The sequence below is a fragment of the Streptomyces sp. NPDC002536 genome, from assembly GCF_053594995.1.
This window is the reverse complement of record NZ_JBSFWU010000105.1, coordinates 1-24,820: the sequence shown is the minus strand read 5'-3', so window position 1 is coordinate 24,820 and position 24,820 is coordinate 1. Positions and strand designations below refer to the sequence as shown.

23 protein-coding genes and 1 riboswitch are annotated in these 24,820 nt (G+C 71.8%); of the genes, 17 read left to right on the top strand and 6 right to left on the bottom strand.

Going from position 1 to position 24,820, the window contains the following annotated elements; genetic code table 11:
* The 4 genes from ACWD4B_RS29045 to ACWD4B_RS29030 all read left to right on the top strand — a co-directional run.
* Nucleotides 1–270 (top strand): methionine adenosyltransferase domain-containing protein (locus tag ACWD4B_RS29045; protein WP_451423534.1); only part of this gene is annotated, 270 nt, incomplete at its 5' end.
* A gap of 227 nt (nucleotides 271–497) precedes the next feature.
* Complete coding sequence (locus tag ACWD4B_RS29040; RefSeq protein WP_451423533.1) at nucleotides 498–1,940, top strand: GuaB1 family IMP dehydrogenase-related protein; 1,443 nt, start codon at nucleotides 498–500, stop codon at nucleotides 1,938–1,940.
* A 330-nt stretch (nucleotides 1,941–2,270) separates the two neighbouring features.
* Entirely contained in the window at nucleotides 2,271–3,779 is a 1,509-nt protein-coding gene (locus tag ACWD4B_RS29035) for an amino acid permease (RefSeq protein WP_451423532.1), read from the top strand.
* Between the two features lie 78 nt (nucleotides 3,780–3,857).
* Entirely contained in the window at nucleotides 3,858–4,313 is a 456-nt protein-coding gene (locus ACWD4B_RS29030) for an Lrp/AsnC family transcriptional regulator (protein WP_336416525.1), read from the top strand.
* Nucleotides 4,314–4,352: 39 nt separating this feature from the next.
* On the opposite strand, the gene ACWD4B_RS29025 is transcribed toward ACWD4B_RS29030, so the two are convergent.
* The gene (locus ACWD4B_RS29025) at nucleotides 4,353–5,051 is read right to left on the bottom strand and encodes a metal-dependent hydrolase (RefSeq protein WP_451423535.1); all 699 of its coding nucleotides are present in this window, start codon (nucleotides 5,049–5,051) and stop codon (nucleotides 4,353–4,355) included.
* Between the two features lie 531 nt (nucleotides 5,052–5,582).
* On the opposite strand from ACWD4B_RS29025, the gene ACWD4B_RS29020 reads away from it, so the two are divergent.
* Complete coding sequence (locus ACWD4B_RS29020; RefSeq protein ID WP_451423531.1) at nucleotides 5,583–6,383, top strand: carbon-nitrogen hydrolase family protein; 801 nt, start codon at nucleotides 5,583–5,585, stop codon at nucleotides 6,381–6,383.
* Nucleotides 6,384–6,448: 65 nt separating this feature from the next.
* A complete protein-coding gene (locus ACWD4B_RS29015; RefSeq protein ID WP_451423530.1) occupies nucleotides 6,449–8,155 on the top strand; it encodes a flavin monoamine oxidase family protein in 1,707 nt (568 codons plus the stop codon).
* Nucleotides 8,156–8,178: 23 nt separating this feature from the next.
* Here the strand turns inward: ACWD4B_RS29015 and ACWD4B_RS29010 are convergent, their stop codons facing one another.
* Both ACWD4B_RS29010 and ACWD4B_RS29005 read right to left on the bottom strand, forming a co-directional pair.
* Complete coding sequence (locus ACWD4B_RS29010) at nucleotides 8,179–8,859, bottom strand: DUF5995 family protein (protein ID WP_451423529.1); 681 nt, start codon at nucleotides 8,857–8,859, stop codon at nucleotides 8,179–8,181.
* Between the two features lie 93 nt (nucleotides 8,860–8,952).
* A complete protein-coding gene (locus ACWD4B_RS29005; RefSeq protein WP_451423528.1) occupies nucleotides 8,953–10,338 on the bottom strand; it encodes a uracil-xanthine permease family protein in 1,386 nt (461 codons plus the stop codon).
* Between the two features lie 224 nt (nucleotides 10,339–10,562).
* Between ACWD4B_RS29005 and ACWD4B_RS29000 the strand changes: the two genes are divergently transcribed.
* Nucleotides 10,563–11,213, top strand: a complete 651-nt coding sequence (locus ACWD4B_RS29000) for a hypothetical protein (protein ID WP_336416520.1) — start codon at nucleotides 10,563–10,565, stop codon at nucleotides 11,211–11,213.
* A 12-nt stretch (nucleotides 11,214–11,225) separates the two neighbouring features.
* Here the strand turns inward: ACWD4B_RS29000 and ACWD4B_RS28995 are convergent, their stop codons facing one another.
* A complete protein-coding gene (locus ACWD4B_RS28995; protein ID WP_451423527.1) occupies nucleotides 11,226–12,443 on the bottom strand; it encodes an MFS transporter in 1,218 nt (405 codons plus the stop codon).
* A gap of 223 nt (nucleotides 12,444–12,666) precedes the next feature.
* Nucleotides 12,667–12,797, top strand: a riboswitch (FMN riboswitch).
* Between the two features lie 171 nt (nucleotides 12,798–12,968).
* Between ACWD4B_RS28995 and ribD the strand changes: the two genes are divergently transcribed.
* The 10 genes from ribD (at nucleotide 12,969) to ACWD4B_RS28945 (ending at nucleotide 21,441) form a co-directional block, all read left to right on the top strand.
* Complete coding sequence (gene ribD, locus ACWD4B_RS28990) at nucleotides 12,969–14,099, top strand: bifunctional diaminohydroxyphosphoribosylaminopyrimidine deaminase/5-amino-6-(5-phosphoribosylamino)uracil reductase RibD (RefSeq protein WP_451423526.1); 1,131 nt, start codon at nucleotides 12,969–12,971, stop codon at nucleotides 14,097–14,099.
* A 2-nt stretch (nucleotides 14,100–14,101) separates the two neighbouring features.
* Entirely contained in the window at nucleotides 14,102–14,719 is a 618-nt protein-coding gene (locus ACWD4B_RS28985) for a riboflavin synthase (RefSeq protein ID WP_451423525.1), read from the top strand.
* A complete protein-coding gene (locus ACWD4B_RS28980; protein WP_451423524.1) occupies nucleotides 14,716–15,378 on the top strand; it encodes a nicotinamide mononucleotide transporter family protein in 663 nt (220 codons plus the stop codon). Before ACWD4B_RS28985 ends, ACWD4B_RS28980 begins: the two co-directional genes overlap by 4 nt.
* Nucleotides 15,375–16,655 (top strand): bifunctional 3,4-dihydroxy-2-butanone-4-phosphate synthase/GTP cyclohydrolase II, encoded by a 1,281-nt coding sequence (locus tag ACWD4B_RS28975; RefSeq protein WP_451423523.1) that lies wholly within the window; start codon nucleotides 15,375–15,377, stop codon nucleotides 16,653–16,655. Before ACWD4B_RS28980 ends, ACWD4B_RS28975 begins: the two co-directional genes overlap by 4 nt.
* A 23-nt stretch (nucleotides 16,656–16,678) precedes the next feature.
* Nucleotides 16,679–17,164 carry a 6,7-dimethyl-8-ribityllumazine synthase gene (ribH, locus tag ACWD4B_RS28970; RefSeq protein ID WP_336416514.1) on the top strand — a complete coding sequence of 162 codons (486 nt, stop codon included), beginning with the start codon at nucleotides 16,679–16,681 and terminating at the stop codon, nucleotides 17,162–17,164.
* 34 nt (nucleotides 17,165–17,198) lie between these two features.
* Nucleotides 17,199–17,471, top strand: a complete 273-nt coding sequence (locus ACWD4B_RS28965) for a phosphoribosyl-ATP diphosphatase (RefSeq protein WP_451423522.1) — start codon at nucleotides 17,199–17,201, stop codon at nucleotides 17,469–17,471.
* A 58-nt stretch (nucleotides 17,472–17,529) separates the two neighbouring features.
* Entirely contained in the window at nucleotides 17,530–18,378 is an 849-nt protein-coding gene (gene hisG, locus ACWD4B_RS28960) for an ATP phosphoribosyltransferase (protein WP_390779103.1), read from the top strand.
* Nucleotides 18,379–18,421: 43 nt separating this feature from the next.
* Nucleotides 18,422–18,859 carry a PH domain-containing protein gene (locus ACWD4B_RS28955; RefSeq protein ID WP_451423521.1) on the top strand — a complete coding sequence of 146 codons (438 nt, stop codon included), beginning with the start codon at nucleotides 18,422–18,424 and terminating at the stop codon, nucleotides 18,857–18,859.
* Between the two features lie 156 nt (nucleotides 18,860–19,015).
* A complete protein-coding gene (locus tag ACWD4B_RS28950) occupies nucleotides 19,016–20,353 on the top strand; it encodes a hemolysin family protein (protein WP_451423520.1) in 1,338 nt (445 codons plus the stop codon).
* A complete protein-coding gene (locus tag ACWD4B_RS28945) occupies nucleotides 20,350–21,441 on the top strand; it encodes a hemolysin family protein (protein ID WP_451423519.1) in 1,092 nt (363 codons plus the stop codon). The genes ACWD4B_RS28950 and ACWD4B_RS28945 overlap by 4 nt, the downstream gene beginning before the upstream one ends.
* Before the next feature lie 127 nt (nucleotides 21,442–21,568).
* Here ACWD4B_RS28945 and ACWD4B_RS28940 read toward each other — a convergent pair whose 3' ends face one another.
* Together ACWD4B_RS28940 and ACWD4B_RS28935 are read right to left on the bottom strand one after the other, a co-directional pair.
* A complete protein-coding gene (locus ACWD4B_RS28940) occupies nucleotides 21,569–23,509 on the bottom strand; it encodes an AAA family ATPase (protein ID WP_451423518.1) in 1,941 nt (646 codons plus the stop codon).
* A 518-nt stretch (nucleotides 23,510–24,027) separates the two neighbouring features.
* Complete coding sequence (locus ACWD4B_RS28935) at nucleotides 24,028–24,615, bottom strand: uridine kinase family protein (protein WP_451423517.1); 588 nt, start codon at nucleotides 24,613–24,615, stop codon at nucleotides 24,028–24,030.
* Nucleotides 24,616–24,820 lie beyond the last annotated feature (205 nt).

The window sequence follows — 24,820 nt, the reverse complement described above, 5'->3', positions numbered from 1 at the left end:
GTGCAGGTCGCGTATGCGATCGGCAAGGCGGAGCCGGTGGGTCTGTTCGTGGAGACCTTCGGCACCAACACGATCGACACCGACAAGATCGAGAACGCGATCGGTGAGGTCTTCGACCTCCGCCCCGCCGCGATCATCCGTGATCTGGATCTGCTGCGTCCGATCTATGCGCAGACGGCTGCGTATGGTCACTTCGGCCGTGAGCTGCCGGACTTCACCTGGGAGCGGACCGACCGGGTCGAGGCCCTGAAGCAGGCCGCCGGACTGTAGGGCCGGAGATTGTCCAAGGGCCCCGGACCGGCGGGTTTCCGGGGCCTTGGCCGAAGGTACAGACCGGACATGAGGGGCCTGGTGGAAGTCACAGAATGCGACTCCCATTGGCCAGTAAGCGGCGACATCATGGATGATGGGTCCAGGAACCTCAGCCCGATCCGGTGCGGGTTCGGTGCTGACTCCCCACCCGCTTTGTACTCAAAACCGCAGGTGAGAGAGCCAGTATGCGTTTCCTCAACGACCAGAAGCCGCCGTACGACCTCACGTACGACGACGTGTTCATGGTGCCGAGCCGCTCCGCGGTCGGCTCCCGCCAGGCAGTGGACCTGTCCACGCCGGACGGGACGGGCACCACCATTCCGCTCGTGGTCGCCAACATGACCGCGATCGCCGGCCGCCGCATGGCCGAGACGGTTGCCCGCCGCGGCGGCATCGTCGTCATCCCCCAGGACATTCCGATCGAGGTCGTCACCGAGGTCATCTCCTGGGTCAAGAGCCGTCACCACGTGCTCGACACCCCCATCGTGCTGACCCCCGCCCAGACCGTCGCCGACGCGCTGTCCCTGCTGCCCAAGCGGGCCCACGGCGCCGGTGTCGTGGTGGACGAGGACCACCGTCCCGTCGGTGTCGTCACCGAGACCGACCTGACCGGTGTGGACCGCTTCACCCAGCTGTCCGAGGTCATGTCCAAGGAGCTGCTGCTCCTCGACGCCGACATCGACCCGCGCGAGGCCTTCAACCAGCTCGACGCCGCCCACCGCAAGCTCGCCCCCGCCGTCGACAAGGACGGCAGGCTGGTCGGCATCCTGACCCGCAAGGGCGCCCTGCGCGCGACCCTCTACACCCCGGCCGTGGACGGGGACGGCAAGCTGCGCATCGCCGCCGCCGTCGGCATCAACGGCGACGTGGCCGGCAAGGCCAAGGCCCTGCTCGCCGCCGGTGCGGACACCATCGTCGTGGACACCGCGCACGGCCACCAGGAAGGCATGATCGCCGCGGTCAAGGCCGTCCGCGGGCTGGACCCGCAGGTCCCGATCGTCGCGGGCAACATCGTCGCCGCCGAGGGCGTGCGCGACCTCATCGAGGCCGGCGCCGACATCATCAAGGTCGGTGTGGGCCCGGGCGCCATGTGCACCACCCGCATGATGACCGGCGTGGGCCGCCCGCAGTTCTCCGCGGTGCTCGAGTGCGCCGCCGAGGCGAAGAAGTACGGCAAGCACGTCTGGGCCGACGGTGGCGTCCGTCACCCGCGCGACGTCGCCATGGCGCTCGCCGCCGGTGCCTCCAACGTCATGATCGGCTCCTGGTTCGCCGGTACCTACGAGTCCCCGGGCGACCTCCAGCAGACCGCCGACGGGCGGCTCTACAAGGAGAGCTTCGGCATGGCCTCGGCCCGCGCCGTGCGCAACCGCACCTCCGAGGAGTCGGCGTACGACCGCGCCCGCAAGGCCCTGTTCGAGGAGGGCATCTCCACCTCCCGCATGTTCCTCGACCCGACCCGCCCGGGCGTCGAGGACCTGATCGACTCGATCATCGCGGGTGTCCGTTCCTCCTGCACCTACGCCGGTGCCGGCTCCCTGGAGGAGTTCGCCGAGCGTGCCGTCGTCGGCGTCCAGAGCGCCGCCGGTTATGCCGAGGGCAAGCCGCTGCACGCCAGCTGGCAGTAGTCCCGCATTGCCCTGAAGGGGCGCGACCCGGAATCCGGGTCGCGCCCCTTTTTGCTTCGCTTTTTTGCTCAGCCTGTACCGATTCCTGATGCGAGGTGCAATGATCTTTCGTTTCGGAGCACCCCACGCAATGATCGAACGGCCATACGCAATAATGGTGCATTACGAGCGCAGGTCATCACCTCGTAAGGTCTGCGCAGAACGTGGAGTGGCGGGTACCGCTTGCTCGGCGGTACCCCCCTGCTACGGGATAGCTCTGCCCTGTCGGCGCACCCGTGGGTGACCGCCGTTCGCCCGCGCCCTCCACCGGCAGCGATAAGGAGCCACCCAGTGTTGGACCACGGCACAGCGCCCCCCGCCACCGGTGACGACGTGCGCACCCCGCAGGCGCCCGTCGGACTCGGTGCCCGTCTGATGCGGCGCAAGCCGGTCGAACGCCTGGTCGCCGAGGGCGGCCAGGGCGAGGGCGGCACTCTGCGCCGGTCGCTCGGCATGTGGCAGCTGACGATGATCAGCATCGGTGCCACGCTGGGCACCGGCATCTTCGTCGTGCTCGGTGAGGCCGTGCCCAAGGCCGGTCCCGCCGTCATCGTCTCGTTCGTCATCGCCGGCATCACGGCGCTGTTCTCGGCCCTCTCCTACGCCGAGCTCGCCGGCACGATCCCGGTCTCCGGGTCCTCGTACTCGTACGCCTACGCCACCCTGGGCGAGCTCGTCGCCTGGGTCTGCGGCTGGTGCCTGATCCTGGAGTACGGCGTCTCGGTCGCGGCCGTCGCCGTGGGCTGGGGGCAGTACCTGAACGAGCTGCTGGACGGCACGATCGGGGTCACCATCCCGGCGTCGCTGGCCAACCCGCCGGGCGACGGCGGCATCTTCAACCTGCCGGCGCTGATCGTCGTGCTGCTGTGCATGGTGTTCCTGCTGGGCGGGGCCAAGGAGAGCGCCCGGGCGAACACGATCATGGTCATGGTCAAGATCGCCGCGCTGCTGCTCTTCTGCGGTGTCGCCTTCCAGGGCGTCAAGGCCGGCAACTACACCCCGTTCATGCCGCTCGGCGTGGCGGGCCTGAGCTCGGCCGGTGCCTCGCTGTTCTTCTCCTACATCGGCTTCGACGCCGCCTCCACCGCGGGCGAGGAGGCCAAGGACGCCCAGCGCGACCTGCCGCGCGCGATCATGCTCTCGCTGATCATCGTCACCGCGCTCTACTGCCTCGTCGCCGCCGTCGCCGTCGGCGCCCTGCCGTGGAAGAAGTTCGAGGGCACGGAGGCCGCGCTCGCCGGGATCATGAAGGACGTCACGGGCCAGAGCTTCTGGGCCGTGCTGCTCGCGGCCGGTGCCGTCATCGCCATCGCCAGCGTCGTGCTGACCGTGCTCTACGGCCAGACCCGCATCCTCTTCGCCATGTCCCGTGACGGCCTGGTCCCCAAGACCTTCTCCAAGGTCCACGCCAAGAGCGGTGTCCCGCGGACGAACACGATCATCGTCTCCCTCTTCTGCGGAGTCCTCGCCGCGGCCGTCCCGTTGGGTCAGCTCGCCGACGCCACCAGCATCGGCACGCTGTTCGCCTTCGCCCTGGTCAACATCGCCGTCATCGTGCTGCGGCGCACGCGGCCCGAGATGAAGCGCAGCTTCCGGGTGCCGCTCAGCCCGTTCTTCCCGGCGATCGGCTTCCTGCTGTGCATCTACATGATGAGCAGCCTGGACGTCATCACGTGGGAGGTCTTCGGCGCCTGGATGGTCGTCGGCCTGCTGATCTACTTCTTCTACGGGCGCAAGTCCTCCCGGCTCGAGCGCGAGTCCGCGGAGGAGACCGCCGTGGAGCCCGCTGCTGCGGAGTAGGCCTGCGATGTCGTGAATGCCCCGTCCGTGATCTACTTCTCACTACACCGGCCCTCTTAGAGAAGTGATCCACCCGCAGTGCGACTGAACGAGCTCGACGAACGCATCGTGCACGCCTTGGCCGAAGACGCCAGGCGCTCCTACGCCGACATCGGCGCGGAGATCGGGCTGAGTGCGCCGGCCGTCAAACGGCGCGTCGACCGGCTCCGCGCCGAGGGGGCCATCACGGGGTTCACGGTACGGGTGGACCCCGCGGCCCTCGGCTGGGAGACCGAGGGGTTCATCGAGCTCTACTGCCGCCGGAACACCTCGCCCGAGGCGATCCACCGGGGGCTGTCCCGCTACCCGGAGGTCGCCTCGGCCTCCACCGTCACGGGCGAGGCCGATGCGATCGTCCAGGTCTTCGCCTCGGACATGCGGCACTTCGAGCGCGTCCTGGAACGCATCGCGGGCGAGCCGTTCGTCGAACGGACGAAGTCGGTGCTCGTCCTCTCCCCGCTGCTGCGACGCTTCAGCTCCGGGGCGCCGTCCTAGGGCGCGGCGGCGCCCCTTACGGGCGCTGCAAGTCCGTCGTCAGCCGGCGGCGTTCGGCGAGAGTGCCGTGAACCACAGCAGGGCGACGGTCGCCACACCCATGATCGGGGTGAGGATCTCCGTCTCCAGCCGGTTGCCGCTGGACTTGATCACCACTATTTCGTAGCGGGTCTTGATCGGCCACAGCCAGGGCGCACCCCGCTTGGTGATCGAGTCGCCCAGCAAGTGGGCCACGCAGCCCAGTCCGACGGCGTACGGCAGCCAGCCCGGCGCCGAGGGGATGAACTTGGCGATCACCGCGGTGCCGATGCCGGCCATCGCCACGATGGTGCCCCAGGCGTGGAAACCGTGTCCGGGCGGGCAGATGTTGAGCGCCCGGACGGCCAGGGCCAGCAGGAAGAACGTCATGACCAGGGTGAACGGCCGCCCCAGGAAGGTCACTCCGGCCCAGCTGCCGAGCGTCATCAGCGCCACGAAGAACAGCGAGTGCGTGGCGTGCCGGTGGCCGCCGGAGGCCCAGGCCACGAAGCGGCACAGCGTCTTCGACACCGGGCCCAGGAAGTTGGCTATGGTCCCGTCGTGATGGTCGAGGTCCGGCAGCAGCGCGGCACCGGCGCACAGGACCGTGCCCATCAGTATTTCCTGCGGCGCCAGATGCGCGTGCATGACCAGCGGCGGCAGGTACGGTGCCGTGCCCGCGAAGAGCAGTGCACCGCTCACGGCGTGCGAGTGGCCCATCATGACGTGGTCGTTCTCCCCGTTCCGGCGTCACGAGGGTGACGCATCATCAAAACCCGGGAGACGCTACCAGCAAGATCCGCAGTTCCCTCAGGTGAAGCCCCGCGCGGTCGCGGAAACGGGGGGAGGGACGCCTCGTGTCCCTGCGGCAGAGCGAACCGTGGCACCTGTCATCGGCAGGCCCGGCGCCCGCACGGACTTCCTTCCCGCGTATGTCCTCGACGCCCTTCAGAGACCGGCCCTTCCTGATCATTTCTCTGGGCAGCCGTAATTCCGGTGGTCGCACCTTGATCGTCGCTCCGGTCGTGTCCTCCGTCATGGCAACCCCCACTCGTCCGACCGACATGCCCACGCTAGCGGGGCGTGCAACGAATCGCTGCAATGCTGCAGAAACGCGCAATGAATGTGCCGCTGGCACGCAACATCGGTGCCTTGTCCGGCCCTGTTACCGGCCCGTACCGTCAAGGCGTTTAACAAATCCTTGTCGCGCACGCCGGGTCTCCCCGCTCGATCAGTTGAAGAGGACGCCGTATGAAGCCGCTGCGCATCGCGCTGTACCAGGGCCCCGGCGGCATTCCGTCCTCCACCGGCGACAGCCTCACCGCTCTTGCGGCCGCCGCACGGCGGGCGGCCGACGGGGGTGCGCGGCTGTTGCTGGCCAATGAGCTGTATCTGACCGGATATGCCGTCGGCTCCCGGTTCGGCGAGCTCGCCGAACCCGCCGACGGGCCCGGCGCCGAGGCCGTCTCCCGGATCGCGGCCGAGCATGGGCTGGCCGTCGGTTACGGCTACCCGGAGCGGGACGGCGACACGGTCTTCAACTCCTTCCAGCTCTTCGGCCCGGACGGCTCCCGGCTCGCCAACTACCGCAAGGTGCACGTCTTCGGCGACTACGAGAACGCCCACTTCGCCCCCGGCCGGGAGCTCGTGGTCCAGGCCGAACTCGACGGCATCCGCCTCGGCCTGCTGATCTGCTACGACGTGGAGTTCCCCGAGGCCGTGCGCGGGCATGCGCTCGCCGGGACCGACCTGCTGCTCGTCCCGACGGCGCTGGTGCGCCCGTTCGAGATCATCCCGCAGACGGTCGTGCCGACCCGCGCCTGGGAGAGCCAGCTCTACATCGCCTACGTCAACCGCTGCGGTGACGAAGGCGAGTTCCCCTTCGCCGGGCTGTCCTGCCTGGCCGCACCCGACGGGACCGTACGGGCGCGGGCCGGGGCCGGCGAGGACCTGCTCCTCGCCGAGGTGGACCCGGCCCTGCTCGCGTCCTCGCGTGCCCAGAACACCTATCTGAGCGACCGGCGCCCGGAGTTGTACGGCGCGCTGCGCTGATCCCGGCGGCACCCCGCCCTCCACCCCCCTCCCCAACACCCCCTGTCAGTAGGAGAGTCCAGCCGATGACGTCCACGGTGCCCACCGCCGCCCACGACGAGCACGAGTCCGGCCGGCCCGTCGAGCCGCCGATCACCATGTTCGGCCCGGACTTTCCCTTCGCCTACGACGACTTCCTCGCCCACCCGGCGGGCCTCGGCCAGATACCGGCGACCGAGCACGGCACCGAGGTCGCCGTGATCGGCGGCGGGCTGTCCGGGATCGTGGCCGCGTACGAGCTGATGAAGATGGGGCTCAAGCCCGTCGTCTACGAGGCGGACCGGATCGGCGGGCGGCTGCGCACCGTCGGCTTCGACGGCTGCGACGAGGGCCTGACCGCGGAGATGGGCGCGATGCGCTTCCCGCCCTCGTCCACCGCCTTCCAGCACTACATCGACCTGGTGGGCCTGGAGACCACGCCCTTCCCCAACCCCCTCGCCCCCGCCACCCCGTCCACCGTCGTGGACCTCAAGGGCGAGTCGCACTATGCGGAGTCCATCGACGACCTGCCGCAGGTCTACCGCGACGTGGCCGAGGCGTGGAACGCCTGTCTGGAGGAGGGCGCGGACTTCTCCGACATGAACCGCGCCATGCGCGAGCGCGACGTGCCGCGCATCCGCGAGATCTGGGCGAAGCTGGTGGAGAAGCTCGACAACCAGACCTTCTACGGCTTCCTCTGCGACTCCGCGGCCTTCAAGTCCTTCCGGCACCGGGAGATCTTCGGCCAGGTCGGCTTCGGCACCGGCGGCTGGGACACCGACTTCCCCAACTCCATCCTGGAGATCCTGCGCGTCGTCTACACCGAGGCGGACGACCACCACCGCGGCATCGTCGGCGGCAGCCAGCAGCTCCCGCTGCGGCTGTGGGAGCGCGAGCCGGAGAAGCTCGTCCACTGGCCGCAGGGCACCTCGCTGTCCTCCCTGCACGGCGGCGCGCACCGCCCGGCCGTGACCCGGCTGCACCGCACGTCGGGCAACCGCATCACGGTGACCGACGCGGACGGCGACATCCGCTCCTACCGAGCGGCGATCTTCACCGCGCAGTCCTGGATGCTGCTGTCCAAGATCCAGTGCGACGACGAGCTGTTCCCCATCGACCACTGGACGGCGATGGAGCGGACGCACTACATGGAGTCGTCGAAGCTCTTCGTTCCTGTGGACCGGCCGTTCTGGCTGGACAAGGACGAGGAGACGGGGCGGGACGTGATGTCGATGACGCTCACCGACCGGATGACCCGCGGCACCTACCTCCTCGACAACGGGCCCGACCGGCCCGCCGTCATCTGCCTCTCCTACACCTGGTGCGACGACAGCCTCAAGTGGCTGCCGCTGTCGGCGAACGAGCGCATGGAGGTCATGCTCAAGTCGCTCGGCGAGATCTATCCCAAGGTCGACATCCGCAAGCACATCATCGGCAACCCGGTGACGGTCTCCTGGGAGAACGAGCCCTACTTCATGGGCGCGTTCAAGGCCAACCTGCCCGGCCACTACCGCTACCAGCGGCGGCTGTTCACCCACTTCATGCAGGACCGGCTGCCCGAGGACAAGCGGGGCATCTTCCTCGCGGGCGACGACATCTCCTGGACGGCCGGCTGGGCCGAGGGTGCCGTGCAGACCGCGCTCAACGCCGTGTGGGGCGTGATGCACCAGTTCGGCGGTGCGACGGACGGGACGAACCCCGGCCCCGGTGACGTCTACGACGAGATCGCTCCGGTCGAGCTGCCGGAGGACTGACGCGGGGAGCGGCGCGGGGCGCTTCAGCCCAGCGGGGTGAGCAGACACCGGCTCACCATCCCCACGCTCGCGTCGACGCGGTCCGTGAACTCCTCGGCCAGGTCGGGGAGTTCGCGCAGGGCCCACAGGGCCCGGAAGGCGGCCCAGGCGGAGCTGCGGGCCGCCTCCAGGGTCCACGACCCCAGCAGGTGGGTCAGCGGATCGGCCACGTCCAGCAGATCCGGGCCCGGCATCAGGTCCTCGCGGATCCGCTCCTCCAGGGCGACTAGCAGCCGGCCGACGCGCTGGAAGTCGCCCTCGAGCGCGCAGGGTTCGGCGTCCAGAGTGCGGCAGGTGTCGACCAGGGCCAGGGCGAGGTCGTGGCCGATGTGGGCGTTGATGCCCGCCAGGGCGAACTGCAGGGGGCGCACCGCGGGGTGGCCGCGCATCTGGATCAGCGGGCGCCAGCAGGCGGGCGGGCGCCGGCCCGGCTCGCGGTGCACCGCGTTCAGATAGCGGTCCGCGAAGAGCACGTCGAGCTCGGCGGCTGCCGGACGGTCCGGGAAGGCGCCGGAGTCCAGCCGGTGCACGACCTCCTCGGTGACCGTCAGATACACCTCGTTGAAGACGGCCACGCCGTCCGTCGGCGGCAGCGCGGCCGCCAGTTCCCGCATGTCGTCCAGGACACCGTCGAGTCCGGTGACCGTCCCCCGCGTCATCGTCATATACGTAGAGTGACAGACGGATGCGGAGAGTAGGCGAATCCGCCGGACAGTTAAGCCGAACGGGTGAACGAACGCCGGATGCCCGGCGGCGTCCTACGCCTCCTCAGCCTCGGCGTCGTACGCGCTCGTGCCCTCGTCCAGCAGCGGCTCCTGCCCCTTGAGGTGCGCGGGGGCCAGGGCGCGCAGTGCGTGGTAGCCCGTGATGACCACGATGGTGCCCAGTGCGATGCCGCTCAGCTCGAAGTTCTTGCTGATCTTGAGGCTGACGCCGCCGACGCCGATGATGATGCCCGCCGCGAGCGGCACCAGGTTCAGGGGATTGCGCAGGTCGACCTTGTTGTGGACCCAGATCTGCGCGCCGAGCAGACCGATCATGCCGTAGAGGATGACCGTGATGCCGCCGAGCACCCCGCCGGGGATCGCCGCCACGACCGCGCCGAACTTGGGGCAGACGCCGAAGAGGAGCGCGAAGCACGCCGCGGCCCAGTAGGCGGCGGTGGAGTAGACGCGGGTCGCCGCCATGACGCCGATGTTCTCGGAGTAGGTGGTGTTGGCCGGGCCGCCGACCGCCGTGGAGAGCACCGTGGCGGCGCCGTCCGCGGCGATCGCGGTGCCCAGCTGGTCGTCCAGCGGGTCGCCGGTCATCTCGCCGACGGCCTTGACGTGTCCGGCGTTCTCCGCGATCAGCGCGATGACCACCGGCAGCGCCACGAGCGCCGCCGACCAGCCGAAGCTCGGCCCGTGCAGCGACGGCAGCCCGATCCAGTCGGCCTTGGCCACGCCCGAGAGGTCCAGCCGCCAGTGGTCGACGGCCTGCGGGCCGCCGTGCACCGAGTGGATCTTCCCGAAGAGCCGGTCGGAGATCCACGAGACCGCATAGCCGAAGAGCAGCCCGAGGAAGATCGCCACGCGGGACCAGAAGCCGCGCAGGCACACCACGGCGAGCCCGGTGAAGAGCATGGTGAGCAGTGCCGTCCACTGGTCCTGCGGCCAGTAGGTGGTGGCCGTCACCGGCGCGAGGTTGAAGCCGATCAGCATGACCACGGCGCCGGTGACCACCGGCGGCATCGTCGCGTGGATGATCCGCGCCCCGAATTTCCGCACCGCCAGGCCGGCGAGGAAGAGCACGGCGCCGACGACGAGGATGGCGCCGGTGACCGCCGCGCTGTCGCCGCCCTGCGCCCGGATGATCGCGGCGACGCCGACGAAGGAGAGGCTGCAGCCGAGGTAGCTGGGCACCCGGCCGCGCGTCGCCAGCAGGAAGATCATGGTCGCGACGCCGGACATCATGATCGCCAGGTTCGGGTCCAGGCCCATGAGCACCGGAGCGACGAACGATGCGCCGAACATGGCCACCACGTGCTGGGCGCCCAGCCCGGCGGTCCTGGGCCAGGAGAGGCGCTCGTCCGGTCTGACGACGGCGCCGGGGGCGGGGGTGCGGCCGTCGCCGTGCAGGGTCCAGCGGAGGCCGAGGCCCATGGTGTGCTCCTGGGGGTTTCCGTGAGGGGGTCCGGATCATGTTAGGCGGGCGGTGCGGGGCGATTCCGCCGGCCCGATCCCCCCGGCCCGCGGTGCGGCCCGGCGTTGCTGCGATCGGCGCAATTCTCACCCCTTAGGGCTGTATGCCCATGACCGACGGCTGGGGGGCGGTGGATGCGAGGTATGGGTGGGTTGTCCGATTTCCTGCAATCCAGGAGAGATACATGCGTAAGTTCGTCGGCCGCACCGCGGCTGCCGCGATCCTCGCCGCGGGCGTTGTCGTTCCGGTCGCCGGGGTGGCCCAGGCCGCGCCGGCGGCGCCCCACCACCACGCGTGGGACCACGACCACGACGGCGATCGTGACAGGGGTCGCGACGGCGACCGTGACAGAGGTCGCGACGGCGACCGTGACAGGGGCCGTGACCGCGGCCGGGACCGGGACTGCGACCGCGGCTGGGACCGTGGCCGGGACCGCGACTGCGACCGCGGCTGGGACCGTGGTTGGGATCGCGGACGTGACCGGGACTGCGACCGCGGCTGGGACCGCGGCGGCGGCTGGGGCTGGGGCGACCACGGCTGGATCGTAGGCCTCCTCCGGCACAGCCACCACCACAACTTCTGGGGCAACGGCTGGGGTTGGGGCTGGGGTGGCGGCGGTCACGAGCGTGGCCGTGACTGCGACCGTGGCGAGCGTGGCTGGGACCGCGGCTGGGACCGGGGTCGTGACTGCGACCGCGGCGAGCGTGGTTGGGACCGCGGCGACCGCGGCCGTGACTGCGACCGCGGTGACCGCGGTGACCGCGGCCGTGACCGTGACTGCGACCGCGAAGGCGGCCGCCACCGGGGACACAACCGGATCGGCATCCTGATCTGACGTTCGCACGCCTCACGGTCCCCCACCACGGGCCGTGGACCGGGTCCTTCGGGCCCGCTCCACGGCCCGCGGCGCGTCCCCGGCCGGGCGCAGGGCGCCCGCCGCGAGCACCAGGCCCGCGGCCAGCACGGTCACCAGGCCGAAGGACACCGACAGGGACGTCGCCGCGGCGATCTGCCCGACCGCGGCCGGCGCCACCAGGCCCGAGGTGTAGACGATCGTCGCCACCCCCGCGATGGCCCGGGCGGGCTGCGGACCGCTGCGTCCCGCCGCCGCGAAGACCAGCGGGACGACCACGGCCACGCCCAGGCCGATCAGCGCGAACCCGGCCGTTGCCGCCACCGGCCCGCCCGCCGTGACCACCAGCGCGCCGCCCGCGGCCGCCACCGCCCCGCCCGCCCGCACCGCCGTCACCGGGCCGAACCGCCGCACCACCGTGTCGCCCGCGAGCCGGGCCGCCGCCATCGTGCAGGTGAACGCCGTCGTGCAGGCCGCCGCGAGATCCGGAGCGGCGCCCAGCTCGCGACGGAGGTAGACCGCCGACCAGTCCAGGCCCGCCCCCTCGGCGAACACCGCGCAGAAGCCCACCGCCCCGATGGCCAGCGCGGAACGCGGCGGCAGGGCGAAGCGCGGTGGCGGGTCCTGTGCCGGGTCCGTGCCGCCGCGCAGGTCGGGCACCCACCGGCAGACGGCGGAGCCCAGCAGGGCGAGAGCGGCGGAGGTCAGGCCGAGATGGACGCGGGCGTCGGTCCCGCTGTGGGCGGCCAGCGTGCCCAGCGCCGAACCCGCGAGCGTCCCCGTGCTCCACATCCCGTGCAGGCCCGACATGATCGAGCGGCCCAGCCGGTCCTCGACCTCCACCCCGAGCGCATTCATGACGACGTCCACCATTCCGGCCGCCGCCCCGTACCCGGCCAGCGCGGCGCACAGGACCGCCGGGCCGGGGGAGAGGGCAGGCAGCGCGAAGGCGGCGCACAGCAGGACGAGCAGCCCGCGCAACGCGGCGCGGCTGCCGAAGCGGTGGCTCACCCGCGCCGCGAGGGGCATGGCGCACGCGGCGCCGAGCGCGGGGAAGACGAGCGCGAGACCGAGCCGCCCCGGTCCGAGGCCCAGGTGTTCCTGGATCCAGGGGAGCCGGGTGGCGAGGCTTCCGGACAGGGCGCCGTGCAGGGCGAAGACCGCGGCGAGGGCTCGTCGCGCCGGGTGTGCCGAGCAGTCGTACCGTCTCATCCGGCCCAGTGCAGCAGCAGGACCCCGGGTACGGCCAGACCGCCGTGGACGGGGGAGTGCGGAGCCTCACGTGACCGGTGTCTCACCCAGAACCTCTCCCTCCGTGTCAAGACCCCGTGGACACCGTGGTGTCGCGCGGCGTACGCTCGGAGGCGCCGGATCTGCTGATTTCAAAGAAACCGCAGGTCAGGCAGTATGCATCAGCAAACGACAATCGTTTACGCAGCGCACTCCGGGGTCGGTGAAAGTCCGAACCGGCGGTTACAGTCCGCGACCCGTCCGCAGCCAGCGGCCGGTTGACCAGGTGAAATTCCTGGACCGACGGTTAAAGTCCGGATGGGAGGCAGTGCGCGGCGGGTACGCATCGGCACATCGTCGCGGCCGGCGCGGGCGGTCCGTCCCTCGTGGACGTCGGCGACCCCCGCAGTCCGTCCCGGATGTGGTTTCCCGGTGCAGTGCACCCGCTTCTCGTCGTCCCCCGACGACGGCCCCGGAGTCCGTGCCCGAAGAGGCAGGAGGACCCCGGTGGCCACCGCTACCGAAGCAGACGCGATGCGACGCGCCATCGTGCTCGCCGCCCGCGGCCTCGGTTCGACCAGCCCCAACCCCGTCGTCGGCTGCGTCGTCCTCGACCCGCAGGGCCGCCCCCTCGGTGAGGGCTGGCACCGGCGGGCCGGCGGGCCGCACGCCGAGGTCGAGGCCCTGCGCGCCGCCGCCGGAGCGGGCCACGACGTGCGCGGCGGCACCGCCGTCGTCACCCTCGAACCCTGCAACCACACCGGTCGCACCGGCCCCTGCGCCCAGGCGCTGATCGACGCCGGGATCGCCCGCGTCGTCTACGCCGTCGCCGACCCCAACCCCGTCGCCACCGGCGGCGCGGCGACCCTCGCCGCCGCGGGCGTGGACACCGAGGGCGGCCTGCTGGCCGACGAGGCCGCGGCGGGCAACGCCGCCTGGCTCACCTCGGTGCTGCACCACCGCCCCTTCGTGGCCTGGAAGTACGCCGCCACCCTCGACGGCCGCAGCGCCGCCGCCGACGGCACCAGCCGCTGGATCACCTCCGCCGAGTCCCGCGCCGACGTGCACCGCCTGCGGGCCGAGGCCGACGCCGTCGTGGTCGGCTCCGGCACCCTGCACGCCGACGACCCGCACCTGGCCGTGCGCGGTCGCGAGAACGTCACCCAGCCGCTGCGCGTCGTCGTCGACACCCGCGCCGGCGTCAAACCCGGCGCCCGGGTCCTGGACGATGCGGCCCGTACCCTCGTCGCCGTCGCCGAGGACGCCGACACCCGGCACCTCGCCGGGATCGGCACCGTCGAGGTCGTACGGCTGCCCCGCGCCGCGGGCGGGCCGGGCCTCGACGTCACCGCCCTGCTCGCCGCCCTGCACGAACGCGGCGTCTGCTCCGTCCTGTTGGAGGGCGGGCCCACCCTCGCCGGGTCCTTCCTGGCGGCCGGTGCCGTCGACCGTGTCGTCGGCTACCTCGCCCCCGCCCTCCTCGGCGCCGGGCCCACCGCCCTCGGCGACGCCGGAATCGGCACCATCGCCCAGGCGTTGCGTCTCGACGTGACCGACGTCGCCCGGCTCGGTCCCGACCTGCGCATCACCGCCACCCCCATCGTCCCCGCCACCGTCCCCGCCACCGAGGAGAGTTGAGCGTGTTCACCGGAATCGTCGAAGAACTGGGTGAGGTCGTCGCCGTCGAACAGCTCGGCGACAGTTCCCGCTTCCGCCTGCGCGGCCCGATCGTGACGGAAGGCGCCAAGCACGGCGACTCGATCGCCGTCAACGGCGTCTGCCTGACCGTCGTCGAGCACGCCGACGGGGAGTTCACCGCCGACGTGATGGCCGAGACCCTGCAGCGCTCCAGCCTCGGCGCCCTCGCCCCCGGCTCGCGCGTCAACCTCGAACGCCCCATGGCGCTCGGCGGACGCCTGGGCGGACACCTCGTCCAGGGACACGTGGACGGCACGGGCACCATCGTCGAGCGGACCCCCGGCGAGCACTGGGAGATCGTGAAGATCGCCCTGCCGGACGGACTCGGCCGCTACGTCGTGGAGAAAGGGTCCATCACCGTCGACGGCGTCAGCCTGACCGTCGTCGACGCGGCCGACGACCACTTCACCGTCAGCCTCATCCCCACCACGCTCGACCTGACCACCCTCGGGATCAAGAAGCCCGGCGACCCGGTCAACCTCGAGGTCGACGTCCTCGCCAAGTACGTCGAGCGGCTGCTCGGCCACTCGTCCCGCACCCCCGGGGAGCCCCTCGCATGAGCGCCCTCACCTGGCTGAACGGCGAGGCCTTCACGGTCGCCGGGCAGCACGTCATCTGGTCGGACATGATCGGCAACACCGTGGGCCTCATCGCGCTCGCGCTCGGCTGGCGCCGCAACATGTGGACCTGGCCCACGCAGTTGCTCTCCGGCGCCATCCTCGTCGCCGCCTACGCCTCCGCCCACCTCAGCGGCGGCGTCGGCAAGCAACTGCTCGTCATCGGCGTGGCCGTGTGGGGCTGGCGCCAGTGGACGCGCGGCCGGCGCGACGCGCAGGACGGCTCGATAGCCGTGCGCTTCGCCACCTGGCGCGAGCGCGGCCTGCTCCTCGCGGGCACCGCCGTCGGCACCCTCGCCGTCGGCGGGCTGTTCACGGCCGTACCCCAACTGTCCTGGAACCCCTGGCCGGACGCCTACATTTTCGTCGGCACCCTCACCGCGATGGTCTGCCAGGCCCGTGGATACGTGGAGTTCTGGTTCGCCTGGCTGCTCGTCGACGTGGTCGGCGTGCCGCTCGCCTTCAGCAGCGGCCTGGCGTTCTCCGGTCTTGTCTATGTCGTTTACTTCGCCCTCGTCGTATGGGGCATGCGCGACTGGTGGCTGCGCTCGCGTCGGGCGAGCGTGCCGGCGGCCGCCGTTGCGGAAGGAGTTGCAGCATGACCATGTTGCAGAGCTGGACAGTTGCCGACGAGCTCGTGCTGGATCCCGTCGAGCGGGCCATCGCCGACATCGCGGCCGGCCGGCCCGTCGTCGTGGTGGACGACGCGGACCGCGAGAACGAGGGCGATCTCGTCGTCGCCGCCGAGAAGGTCACCCCCGAGATCGTGGCCTTCATGATGAGCGAGTGCCGCGGACTGATCTGCGTGCCGCTGGAGGAGCCGGACATCGACCGGCTCGACCTGCCGCAGATGGTCGCGCGCAACACCGAGACGATGGGCACCGCCTTCACCGTCTCCGTCGACGCCGGCCGCGAGCACGGCACCACCACCGGCATCTCCGCCGCCGACCGCGCCGTCACCATCGCGATGCTCGCCGACCCGGCGTCCGTCCCGGGCGACTTCGTCCGCCCCGGTCACGTCTTCCCGCTGCGCGCCAAGCCCGGCGGCGTGCTGGTCCGCCCCGGCCACACCGAGGCCGGCGTCGACCTGGCCCGGCTCGCCGGGCTGCGCCCCGCCGCCGCGATCGTGGAGATCGCGGGCGAGGACGGCGCCATGCTGCGGCTGCCCGAGCTGATCCCCTTCGCCCGCAGGCACGGCCTGTCGGTCATCTCCATCGAGGACCTCGTCGCCCACCGCCGCGCCGCCGAACCCGCCGTCCGCCGCGAGGCCACCACCCGGCTGCCCACCGCCTTCGGCGAGTTCCGCGCCCACGGCTACCGCTCCACGGTGGACGGCGTCGAGCACATCGCCCTCGTCGCGGGCGACCTCGGCGACGGGGCGGACGTTCTGGTCCGCGTGCACTCCGAGTGCCTCACCGGGGACGTCTTCGGCTCGCTGCGCTGCGACTGCGGCCCCCAACTGCACGCCTCCATGGAGCGGATCGCCGCCGAGGGCCGCGGGGTCGTGCTCTACCTGCGCGGCCACGAGGGGCGCGGCATCGGCCTGCTGCCCAAGCTGCGCGCCTACGAGCTCCAGGAGGACGGGCGTGACACCCTCGACGCCAACCTGGAACTCGGCCTCCCCGCCGACGGCCGCGACTACGCCGTCGGGGCGCGCATCCTCGCCGACCTCGGCGTGCGGTCGCTGCGGCTGCTGACCAACAACCCCGAGAAGACCGCCGCCCTCGTCCGGCACGGCCTCGCCGTCACCGGACGCGAGCCCATGCCCGTACAGGCGGGCGAGCACAACCTCCGGTACCTGCGCACCAAGCGCGACCGGATGGGCCACGACCTGCCCTGGCTCGACACCGACCCGGTGTCCGCCTGCGGCAACCAGTGAACCGACCAGAACCGAGGAGAGACGTGAGCGGCAAGGGCGCACCCGAGCTGAGTGTGAAGAACTGCCAGGACCTGCGAGTGGCCGTGATCGCCGCCCAGTGGCACGAGAAGGCGATGGACGGACTCGTCGACGGCGCCCTGCGGGCCCTGCACGAGTACGGCATCGACGAGCCGACCCTGCTGCGACTGCCCGGCAGCTGGGAACTGCCGGTCGCCGCCAAGGTCCTGGCCGGCCGCGGCTACGACGCGATCGTCGCCCTCGGCGTCGTCATCCGCGGGGGCACGCCCCACTTCGAGTACGTGTGCCAGGGCGTCACCCAGGGGCTCACGAAGGTGTCCGTCGACACCGGGGTCCCCATCGGCTTCGGCGTGCTGACCTGCGACACCGAGGAACAGGCCCTGGACCGCGCCGGACTCGAGGGCTCCTCCGAGGACAAGGGCCACGAGGCGGTCACCGCCGCCGTCACCACGGCGTCCGTCCTGCGCTCGGTGTCCGAGCCCTGGCACTGAGCGCCGCGGCGGACCCCGTAGGGTAGGGGTCACCATGGACAGGAAGACGTTCGAGGAGCTCTTCGCCGAGCTCCAGCAGAAGGCCTCCGGCGACGACCCCGCCGCCTCCCGCACCGCCGAACTGGTGGGCAAGGGCGTGCATGCCATCGGCAAGAAGGTCGTCGAAGAGGCGGCCGAGGTGTGGATGGCCGCCGAGTACGAGGGCGCCGAGGCCACCGCCGAGGAGATCTCCCAGCTCCTCTACCACCTGCAGGTGATGATGATCGCCCGGGGAATCTCCCTGGACGACGTCTACGCCCATCTCTGATCAGCCGATCAGTTCCCGCAACCACCCACCCCACCCACGCACGAAGGAAACCGACCTCATGCTGCGCATCGCCGTCCCCAACAAGGGTTCTCTCTCCGAGCCTGCGTCGGCGATGCTCCATGAGGCCGGCTACCGCCAGCGCAAGGACCGCAGGGAACTCGTCCTCGTCGACGCCGGGAACGAGGTCGAGTTCTTCTTCCTGCGCCCCCGCGACATCGCCGTCTACGTGGGCTCCGGCAAGCTCGACATCGGCATCACCGGCCGCGACCTGCTGCTCGACTCCGGCTCGCAGGCCGAGGAGATCATGCAGCTCGGCTTCGCCGGCTCCACCTTCCGCTACGCGACCCGCCCGGGCACCGCGAAGGGCGTCGCCGACTTCGGCGGCATGACCATCGCCACCTCCTTCTCCGGCCTGGTCACCAAGCACCTCGCCGACAACGGCGTGGACGCCTCCGTCGTCCACCTCGACGGCGCCGTCGAGACGGCCATCCAGCTCGGCGTCGCCGAGATCATCGCGGACGTCGTGGAGACCGGCACCACCCTGCGCAACGCCGGACTGGAGATCATCGGCGAGCCGATCCTGAAGTCCGAGGCCGTGGTCATCCGGCGCACCGGCGCCCCGGCCGACGACCCCAAGGTGCAGCAGTTCCTGCGCCGCATGCAGGGCGTCCTGGTGGCCCGGCGCTACGTGATGATGGACTACGACATCCGCGTCGAGCACGTCGAGCGCGCCGTCGCCCTCACCCCCGGCCTGGAGTCGCCCACCGTCTCCCCGCTGCACCACGAGGGCTGGGTCGCGGTCCGCTCGATGGTCCCGGCGAAGGACGCCCAGCGGATCATGGACGAGCTGTACGAGCTCGGCGCCCGCGCCATCCTGACCACCGGCATCCACGCCTGCCGCCTCTGACCTCCGGTCCGCACGCACGTAACAGAGCCCGGAGGAGAACACCGTGCCCGAGCTGCCCGTCACCTTCCGCCCGACCCGCACCCGCGTCGTCCTGCTGAGCATCGGCGTCGCGCTGCTCGTCGCGCTCACGGTGGTCTCGCTGATGCTGGAGGCCCTGTCCACCGGGGACCGGATCACCTTCATCACCACCGGGCTGCTCGGCCTCGGGGTGCTCGCCCTGCTCAGCCGTCCCAAGGTGGTCGCCACCCCGGACGGGGTGACCGTGGTGAACCTCACCCGCAGCCGCCGGCTGGCCTGGGCGGAGATCGTCCGCGTGAACCTGCGCAACGGCGACGCCTGGGTGCACCTGGACCTCTCCGACGGCACCAGCCTGCCCGCCATGGGCATCCAGCCCGGCGTCGCCAAGGAGCGGGCGATCGCCGACTTCCGGGCGCTGCGGGCCCTGGTCGAGGCGCACGGAACCGGGGCTTCCACGGCCTGACGTGGTCCATCGTCCGGGTTTCTTGATTACTCTGGTCCCTCGGGCACACACGTGCCCGCCCCGACCGGGGTACCTGCGAACCGAGGAGTGACTCCCTCCGGCAATGGACGGATCGTCCTGTAGTACCTGCGCCGCCTCCCCTCGCGAGGCGGCGTCATGAGTGTCACCGTTTCCCTTCTGCTGCTTGCCGCAGCACTGCTCCTGATCCTGGCGAACGGCTTCTTCGTCGCCGCCGAGTTCGGTCTCGTGACCGTCGGGAAGCCGGAGGCCGAGCGGGCCGCGGCGGACGGCGACCCCCGGGCCCGGACCGTGGTCGACTCCCTGCGCGAGCTGTCCTTCCAGCTCTCGGGCACCCAACTGGGCATCACCATCACCTCCTTGGCGGTCGGCATGCTGGCCGAGCCCGCGCTCGGCCGGCTGCTCGCCGGGCCGGTCACCGCGGCCGGGCTGCCGGCCGGTGCCGCCTCCGGCGTCGCCGTCGTGGCGGGCATGCTGGTCGCCTCCGCGGTGCAGATGGTCGTCGGCGAGCTCGTGCCCAAGAACTGGGCCGTCTCCCGGCCGCTGCAGGTCGCCCGCTTCGTGGCCGGCCCGCAGAGCGTCTTCACCCACCTCTTCCGGCCCGTGATCACCCTGCTCGACACGGTCGCCAACCGTCTCGTCCGGGCGCTGGGCGTCGAGCCCGCCGAGGAGCTCGCCTCCGCCCGCACCCCCGGCGAACTCGTCTCGCTCGCGCGGCACTCGGCCCGGGCCGGTGCCCTGGAGCAGGACACCGCCGACCTGTTCGTGCGCACCCTGTCGCTGGGCGACCTCACCGCCCAGCACGTGATGACCCCCCGGGTGAAGGTCAGCGCCCTGCAGTCGACCGCGACCGCCGAGGACGTGCTCAACCTCACCCGCGCCACCGGCCTCTCGCGCTTCCCCGTCTACCGGGAGCGGCTGGACGAGGTCGTCGGCATGGTGCACCTCAAGGACGCCCTCGCGGTGCCCCGGCCCGACCGTGGGCGCACGCCCGTGGGCCGGATCGCCGTGTCCCCCATGCTCGTCCCCGAGACCCTGCCCGTTCAGCCGCTGCTGGAGCAGCTGCGCAGCGAGCAGCCGATAGCCGTGGTCGTCGACGAGTACGGCGGCACGGCCGGCGTGGTCACCCTGGAGGACATCGTCGAGGAGCTCGTCGGCGAGGTCCGCGACGAGCACGACGCGCTGGACGCCGACCGGCCCGAACTGGCGCCCGTCGCCTGCGAGGACGGCCGCTCCGCCTGGGATGCCGACGGCGGCTGCCGGGTCGACACGCTGCGGCGCATCGGACTGGAGGCGCCCGACGGCCCGTACGAGACCGTCGCCGGACTCGTCGCCGGCCTGCTGGGGCGGATCCCCGTGCCCGGGGACGCCGCGGAACTGCCCGGCTGGCGGCTGTCGGTGCGGCGTGTGGGCCACCACCGGGCCGAGCGCGTGCGGATCGTGCGCACCGGCGGTACCCCGGGGGACGTCCGATGAGCGTGCTGCAACTCTTCTTCGCCGGCGTGCTGGTGCTGGCCAACGGCTTCTTCGTGGGCGCCGAGTTCGCGCTCGTGTCCGTGCGGCGCAGCCAGATCGAGCCGAAGGCGGCCGAGGGCTCGGCCCGCGCCCGGACGGTGCTCACCGGGCTGGAGAACCTGCCGCAGATGATGGCCGCCGCCCAGTTCGGCATCACCGTGTGCTCGCTGACCCTCGGTGCGGTCGCCGAGCCGACGGTGGCGGCGCTGCTGGAGCCGGTCTTCCACGCGGTGGGGCTGCCCGACCAGTTGGTGCATCCGCTGGGCTACGTCATCGCCCTCGCCCTGGTGGTGTTCTTCCACCTGGTGATCGGCGAGATGGTGCCGAAGAACCTCGCGATGTCCGCGCCGGACCGGGCCGCGCTGTGGCTGGGCCCGGGGCTGGTCGCCTTCGAGCGGGTGTGCCGGCCGGTGACGCGGCTGCTGGGCGCCTGTGCGCACGGCGTGCTGCGGCTGTTCCGCGTCGAGCCCAAGGACGAGGTCGAGGCGGTGTTCACCAGTGAGCAGCTGACGCACCTCGTGGAGGACTCGCGGCAGGCCGGACTGCTGGACTCCGCCGAGCAGGAGCGGCTGGAGGACGCGCTGGAGCTGGGCAGCCGGCCGGTGACGGACGTGCTGCTGGACCCCGCGACGCTGGTGACCGTCGACCCGTCGGTCACCCCGCGACAGGTCGAGGAGCTGACCGTACGGACCGGGTACTCCCGGTTCCCCGTGTGTGCGTCGCCCGGCGGGTCCTTCATGGGCTATCTGCACGTCAAGGACGTGCTGGACCTGGAGGACCGGGAACGGGCCGTGCCGCAGCACGTGTGGCGGCGGGTGGAGACCGTACGGGCCGAACTGCCGCTGGACGATGCGCTGACGGTGATGCGGAGGGCTGCCGCCCACTTGGCGGCGGTGACCGACGCCTCCGGGCGTGTGCTCGGGCTTGTCGCCCTGGAGGACGTGCTGGAGATGCTCGTCGGCGAGGTGCGGGATCCGGCGCACCGGGCCGCGCCGGTTGCGGCACGGGTGCCGCGGGCTGCGCAGGAGCAGGAGGTGCTGGCGGGCTGACGGTTGGCGTCCCGTCAGCGCCCTGTAGGGGCGCCCCCCGGGGGACTTCGACTGCGGGCGCGTCGTGGCTGGTCGCGCAGTTCCCCGCGCCCCTTACGGGGCGCGTCGACGGGGCGCCCCCGGACCCCTACTGCGGGTCCTGGGGGTCCCTCGTCTCGCGGCGGGTGACTCCCCAGCCGGGGCCCGAGAGGACCTCGCCGTAGGCCTGCATCAGGTCCGGGAGGCGGAGGGTGGCCAGGTCGTCGCGGGTGGGGGTGCCGGGGTAGCAGGACAGGCGCAGGTCGCGGTAGGCGCAGCTCTTCTCGTAGAGGGTGCGCAGGAACCGGCCGTTGCCCAGTTCGTCGATCCAGCCCTGCTCGACCACGTGCGCGCTGATGCTGCGCAGTTCCTCCAGGGCCTCCTCGTCCCAGGCGTCGCCGTTCTCCCCGGCCAGGACCTCACCGATGCTGGTGAGTTCGGCGGGGCGGTAGCTGGGGAAGTCGACGCGCGTGGTGAAGCGGGAGCCCAGGCCGGGGTTGGCGGCCAGCAGGCGGTCCATGCCCTCGGGGTAGCCGGCCAGGATGACGACCAGGCGGTCGCGGTTGTCCTCGGCGCGCTTGAGCAGCACCTGCAGCGCCTCGTCGCCGTAGGCGTCGCCCTTGCTGTAGCCGGAGTTGGAGAGGCTGTAGGCCTCGTCGACGAAGAGCACGCCGCCGAGCGCGGAGTCGATCAGTTCGTTGGCCTTCACGGCCGTCTGCCCGAGGAACTCGCCCACCAGGTCCGCCCGCTGGGCCTCGACCAGGTGGTCGCCGCCGAGCAGGCCGAGCGCGTAGAAGACCCGGCCGAGGATCCGGGCGACGGTGGTCTTGCCGGTGCCCGAGGGGCCGGAGAAGACGAAGTGCCGCTTGGGAGGCTGGACGGGCAGGCCCTGCCCGGCGCGCAGCCGTGCCATGTGCAGTTGCGCGGACAGCGCCCGCACCTGCCGTTTGACCGGCTCCAGCCCGACCATCCGCTCCAGTTCGGCGAGCGCCTTGGCCAGCAGGACGGGGTCGGAGCGCCCGGGCTGCGGCTGGGGGAGCGGCTGGGCAGGCACCCGGAACTTCTCGCGCACGCCGTCGGCGTCGACCGGTGCGGTGCCGGTGGGCTCGGGGTCCGTGCCCGTGAGGAGGCCGCGGTTGTCGAGGGGGCCGGGGGAGGTGCGGCCGCCCGGGCCGCACTGGCCGGCCGGTGCCGCCGGGGGGCCCGCCGGGCCGGGCGGCGGGTCGGCCTCCGGCGGGGGGTTGCCGCCGAGGGGGACGCCCGGGAGGCCCAAATGATCGTCCAGCCCGTCCGCGTCGGCGATGGCGGTCAGCCGGGCCGCGGTGTCCATGAAGGACGGGTCCACCCGGTGGACCGCCCGGTAGAGCGGCAGGGCGGCGGCGCTGCGGCCGGTGCCCTCGTGCGCCCGGGCGAGCCAGTAGCGCAGCTCCTTGCGCTGCGGCTGCTCGCTGCGGCAGCGCATCAGCGCGGCGGCGAGCAGCGGCTCGGCCTGCCCGTACATCTCCAGCCGCACCCGTGCCATGCCGCCGAACAGTCCGGCCTCGATGCCCAGCAGGGCGTCGTCCAGCAGGGGTTCGGTGTGCCGGACGAGCTGGTCCCAGTCCTTGATCAGGTAGGCGCGGCAGGCGTGCAGGAAGCGCACCTGGACGTCGGTCTCGGCCGGGGGGCAGCCTGCCAGCGCCCGGTCCAGCTCGGGGACGTGCCGGCCGTCGAGCCAGTGCGAGGCATGGGCGAGGAGCAGATCACGGTTGCTCTCCAGTACCGGCTGGACCCACCAGCCCAGCCAGTACCAGGAGTTCAGCGGGCGCCGGTGCCGGGCGCGCTGTTCGCCGAACCTGTCCCGGTGCCGGTACATCCGCAGCAGCGCCGTGGTGGTGTCGGCGCGCAGCGCGTGCAGCCCGAGCCAGGCGTCGGCCATGCCGGGATCGATGCGGACCGCCGTCCGGAACTCCTCCTCCGCCTGCGCGTAGGCGCCCATCGTGTAGGCGTCGACGGCGCGCAGCCAGGCGAGATCGGCCGGGGCGGGCGGGCCCTGCATCCCGAGATCCATCACGTCCCCCACAAACCTGCCCCCGTAGCGTGCTGCCGGGCGAGTGCCTGGCCGCGCCTTTCCGAACCGCTGTGCTGTGGACGGGAGTTGACCAGTGCTCTCGGCGCACCCGGCAACAGGTCCCGCGGGGTGCCCGCCGGAGGGTGCGCCGTCTCGCATCGTACCTGCGCGGTCGGGATCGGCCGAAGGGTGCGGGGAGCGCAGTTCACGGCGCACGGGTGATCAGGGGGCGGACGGAAGAGCGATCCGCGGAACGGTTACCGAGGGTGACCCGGCGGGGTGGGGCAAGGGGGCAAAGGGCCCAAATCGCGGGCGCGGCAGGCAGTACGAAGCCCCCGATCACGGGGGAACAACCGGGGGCTTCGTGTCCGCAAGCGGCCCTCGGGGGCCGCACATTGAGAACGTAATTCCTGTACGGCCCCTGGGTCAAGCCGAGTTGGGGGAGTCGGCGGGGAATCGCGCACCGCCGGGGAGGGGCGAGGCGGGGGATCGTCACCGAGCGTAGGGACAAGGGGAGTTCAGGCGCTGGCCATGGGTCCCGGCAGCAACTCGTACCCCTCGGTGCACTGCAGCACCAGGAGTTCGGCATACGGGCGCGAGGGGTCGGCCGCGAAATGCCTGCGCTCCGCTCGCTTCCAGCCGTCCCAGAATTCTGCCTGCGCGGGGCCGTCACGGAGTTGACCCCGGGCCCAGGACCCCTCGTGGTGCAGTTCCATCCACAACAGGCAGGCGAGATGGGGCCGCAGGGCGCTGCGGCCTGCGCCCACGCCCTCGACGATCACCACCGCACCGGGGGCGAGCGCCAGTTCCGGCCCGGCGAAGCGGCGGGCCGTCCAGTCGTAGGCGCGGTAGTGCGCCGTCTCGCCGCGCGAGAGCGGGGCGAGGATCCCGTCCCGGAGCCGGTCCGTCCAGGCGAAGAGCTCGTCGTGGGTGGCGAGGTCGTCCAGGTGCAGGACGGGGGCGCCGCCCAGGGCCGCGGACAGCCGTGCGGCGAAGGTCGTCTTGCCGGAGCCGGCGTGGCCGTCGACGGCGACGAGGCGGACGGGGCCGAGGGAAGGGGGCAGGGCCTGCAGCCGGCGGGCGAGGGCGGGGAGCGGATCGTTCACCGGATCACCCTACGGGTGCGGTGCGCCCCGTCAGGGGCGCGGGGAACTGCGCGATCGGCCACGACGCGCCTGCAGTCGGGGTTCTCGGGGCTTCGCCCCGGACCCCTGGGGTGGTGCGTCGACTGCAGGCCGTCGGTGACTGGTCGCGCCCACGCGGCGGAGCCGCATATGTGAACAGCCCCGCGCCCCAGCACCGGCCGCGGGC

What these genes read in the sequence shown, in the direction of transcription:
- ACWD4B_RS29040 (WP_451423533.1), top strand. Translation starts at nt 498, where the DNA reads ATGCGTTTCCTCAACGACCAGAAGCCGCCGTACGACCTCACGTACGAC.
- ACWD4B_RS29025 (WP_451423535.1), bottom strand. Translation starts at nt 5,051, where the DNA reads ATGGGCCACTCGCACGCCGTGAGCGGTGCACTGCTCTTCGCGGGCACG.
- ACWD4B_RS29020 (WP_451423531.1), top strand. Translation starts at nt 5,583, where the DNA reads ATGAAGCCGCTGCGCATCGCGCTGTACCAGGGCCCCGGCGGCATTCCG.
- ACWD4B_RS29015 (WP_451423530.1), top strand. Translation starts at nt 6,449, where the DNA reads ATGACGTCCACGGTGCCCACCGCCGCCCACGACGAGCACGAGTCCGGC.
- ACWD4B_RS29010 (WP_451423529.1), bottom strand. Translation starts at nt 8,859, where the DNA reads ATGACGATGACGCGGGGGACGGTCACCGGACTCGACGGTGTCCTGGAC.
- ACWD4B_RS29005 (WP_451423528.1), bottom strand. Translation starts at nt 10,338, where the DNA reads ATGGGCCTCGGCCTCCGCTGGACCCTGCACGGCGACGGCCGCACCCCC.
- ACWD4B_RS29000 (WP_336416520.1), top strand. Translation starts at nt 10,563, where the DNA reads ATGCGTAAGTTCGTCGGCCGCACCGCGGCTGCCGCGATCCTCGCCGCG.
- ACWD4B_RS28995 (WP_451423527.1), bottom strand. Translation starts at nt 12,443, where the DNA reads ATGAGACGGTACGACTGCTCGGCACACCCGGCGCGACGAGCCCTCGCC.
- ACWD4B_RS28980 (WP_451423524.1), top strand. Translation starts at nt 14,716, where the DNA reads ATGAGCGCCCTCACCTGGCTGAACGGCGAGGCCTTCACGGTCGCCGGG.
- ACWD4B_RS28975 (WP_451423523.1), top strand. Translation starts at nt 15,375, where the DNA reads ATGACCATGTTGCAGAGCTGGACAGTTGCCGACGAGCTCGTGCTGGAT.
- ACWD4B_RS28965 (WP_451423522.1), top strand. Translation starts at nt 17,199, where the DNA reads ATGGACAGGAAGACGTTCGAGGAGCTCTTCGCCGAGCTCCAGCAGAAG.
- hisG (WP_390779103.1), top strand. Translation starts at nt 17,530, where the DNA reads ATGCTGCGCATCGCCGTCCCCAACAAGGGTTCTCTCTCCGAGCCTGCG.
- ACWD4B_RS28950 (WP_451423520.1), top strand. Translation starts at nt 19,016, where the DNA reads ATGAGTGTCACCGTTTCCCTTCTGCTGCTTGCCGCAGCACTGCTCCTG.
- ACWD4B_RS28945 (WP_451423519.1), top strand. Translation starts at nt 20,350, where the DNA reads ATGAGCGTGCTGCAACTCTTCTTCGCCGGCGTGCTGGTGCTGGCCAAC.
- ACWD4B_RS28940 (WP_451423518.1), bottom strand. Translation starts at nt 23,509, where the DNA reads ATGGATCTCGGGATGCAGGGCCCGCCCGCCCCGGCCGATCTCGCCTGG.